The following is a 2,547-nucleotide window of genomic DNA, read 5'->3' as shown; positions in this document are numbered from 1 at the left end:
GGCTCGTGGGCTCGGAGAGTTGTATAAGGGACAGCGGTGGGGCGTCCGCTGGAGGCGGACAAGCTTGAACGCGAGAACGTCGGGCTGCGCAGCCGCACGCCCCTGGGGCATGAGCCGGCCGGGCGTTCGGCGGCCATGCAACGCCTGCGCGAGCAGGTTAAGCGCATCGCCCAACACGACACCTGGGTGCTGATCACCGGCGAGCCGGGCAGCGGGCGTGAGACCTTCGCGCGCTTCCTTCACTCGCAGAGCGCCCGGAAGGAGCGGCCCTTCGTCGATCTCGGCGTCTCGGCCATCACCCGCGGCAACGCGGCACGCGAGTTGTTCGGTAGCGAGGAGGGCGGGCATGTGCACTACGGCAGCCTGGAGCAGGCCGCCGGCGGCACCCTGCTGCTCGACGAGGTCGCGGACATGGACCTGGAGGCCCAAGGCCAGCTGTTGGGCGCACTGGATACAGGCTCCTTCCTGCGCGTCGGCGGCAGCGAGCCCGTCACCATCGATGTGCGCATCATCGCCGCCACGTCGCGAGACCTTAAAGAGGAAGTCCGCGCCGGTCATTTCCGTGAGGACCTCTTCTACCACCTGAATGTGGTACCGCTGCAGGTGCCGGCGCTGCGTGAGCATGCCGAGGACATTCCGGACCTGCTGAGCTACTACGTGGACTACTTCGCCACGCACGAGAAGCTGCCGTACCGGCGCTTCAGCGTCGGGGCGCAGAATTTTTTGCGCAACTACAGCTGGCCCGGCAATGTGCGCGAGCTCAAAAACCTGGTGCAGCGCGTGCTGATCCTTGGCGCCGGTGACGAGATCACCCAGACCGAGGTGGAAGCGGCGCTCGGCTCCGCGCCGCCCGTGCCGACGCAACCGCTGGAGGGAATGGTCTCCTTCGACCAGCCGCTGCGCTCGGCCCGGGAGCAGTTCGAGAAGGCGTACCTGGAGTACCAGCTGGAAAAACACGCCGGCAACGTCTCCAAGATGGCGAAGGAGGCGGGGATGGAGCGGACGCACCTGTACCGCAAATTGCGCTCCTTGGGTATCGAGATAAAGGAGCGGCGATGAGTTTCGAGTATCGAGTTTCGAGTATCGAGGGGGCACTGCTCCGCGCCTCCTTGCTCGTCCCTCGTCCCTCGCCCCTCGACACTCTCCTGCAATGAAAATCCTGATTCTTGGCGCCGGCCAGGTGGGCACCTCCGTGGCAGCCAACCTGGTGAGCGAGGCCAACGACATCACCGTCGTCGACACCGACGCGACACGGCTGCGTGAGCTCGCCGACCGTTTCGACCTGCGCACGCTCCAGGGCCACGGCGCCCATCCGGACGTTCTGGCCCGTGCCGGGGCCGAGGACGCGGAAATGATCATCGCCGTCACCAACAGCGATGAGACCAACATGGTCGCCTGCCAGGTGGCCTACACCCTGTTCCACACCCCCACCAAGATCGCCCGTGTGCGCGCCCCGGGCTTCATGGAGCAGGACGCGCTGTTCGGCCCCGGGGCGCTGCCCATCGACGTGCGCATCAGCCCGGAGCAGCTGGTGACGGACTACATTCTGCGGCTCATCGAGAACCCGGGCGCCCTGCAGGTCACGGACTTCGCCGGCGGACGGGTGCGGCTGGTGGCGGTGCGGGCCTACTACGGCGGGCCGCTGGTGGGGCATGAGCTGCGTACCCTCTACGACCACATGCCCCACGTGGACGCCCGCGTGGCGGCCATCTACCGCCACGACCGCGCCATCCAGCCGGAGGGGGACACGGTCATCGATGCCGACGACGAGGTCTTCTTCGTCGCAGCCCCGAAGCACATCCGCTCGGTGATGAGCGAGCTCAGACGCCTGGAGAAGCCCTACAAGCGGCTCATCTTTGCCGGCGGTGGCAACATCGGCACACGGCTCGCCCGCGCCACCGAGAAGCGCTATCGCGTCAAGGTGATCGAGCGGGATCTCGACCGCTGCAAGCACATCGCCGAGGCCCTAGAGCGCACCATCGTGCTGCACGGCGATGCCGCCGACGAGGAGCTGCTGCTGGAGGAGAACGTCGAAGACACCGATGTCTTCTGCGCCGTGACCAACGACGACGAGGCCAATATCCTCTCGGCCATGCTCGCCAAGCGCCTCGGCGCCCGCAAGGTCATGGCACTCATCAACCGGACAGCCTATGTGGACCTCGTGCAGGCGGGCCCCATCGACATCGCCATCTCACCGCAGCAGGCCACCATCGGCAGCCTGCTCAAGCACGTGCGTCGCGGCGACGTGGTGATGGTGCACTCGCTGCGCCGCGGCGCCGCCGAGGCCATCGAGGCCATCGCCCACGGTGATGCGAGTTCGAGCAAGGTGGTCGGCCGGCCCATCGAGGCCATCAAGCTTCCCAAGGGCACCACCATCGGTGCGGTCGTCCGCGGCGAGGAAGTCATCATCGCCCACCACGACACGGTCATCGAGTCCGAGGACCACGTCATCCTGTTCCTGCAGGACAAGCTGCGGGTAGCGGAGGTCGAGAAGCTGTTCTCGGTCGGCCTCACGTTTTTTTGATGAGACGCTTCATCACCGTTCAA

At 66.4% G+C, this 2,547-nt stretch carries 1 protein-coding gene and 1 pseudogene; both read left to right on the top strand.

Annotated features, from left to right (window positions below):
• Positions 1–36: 36 nt before the first annotated feature.
• A pseudogene (locus I6U14_RS11880) lies at positions 37–1,059 on the top strand (sigma 54-interacting transcriptional regulator); the annotation flags it as partial.
• A gap of 91 nt (positions 1,060–1,150) precedes the next feature.
• A complete protein-coding gene (trkA, locus tag I6U14_RS11875) occupies positions 1,151–2,524 on the top strand; it encodes a Trk system potassium transporter TrkA (protein ID WP_296899590.1) in 1,374 nt (457 codons plus the stop codon).
• Positions 2,525–2,547: the final 23 nt, after the last annotated feature.

Origin of the sequence: Thiohalocapsa sp., assembly GCF_019695415.1 — a bacterium.
Taxonomy (GTDB): Bacteria; Pseudomonadota; Gammaproteobacteria; order Chromatiales; family Chromatiaceae; genus Thiohalocapsa.
The sequence above is the reverse complement of the archived record's forward strand: the minus strand, read 5'-3'. Positions and strand labels throughout refer to the sequence as shown.

Excerpts from the sequence above, each read along its gene's own strand:
- trkA (WP_296899590.1), top strand. The coding sequence starts at position 1,151 with ATGAAAATCCTGATTCTTGGCGCCGGCCAGGTGGGCACCTCCGTGGCA.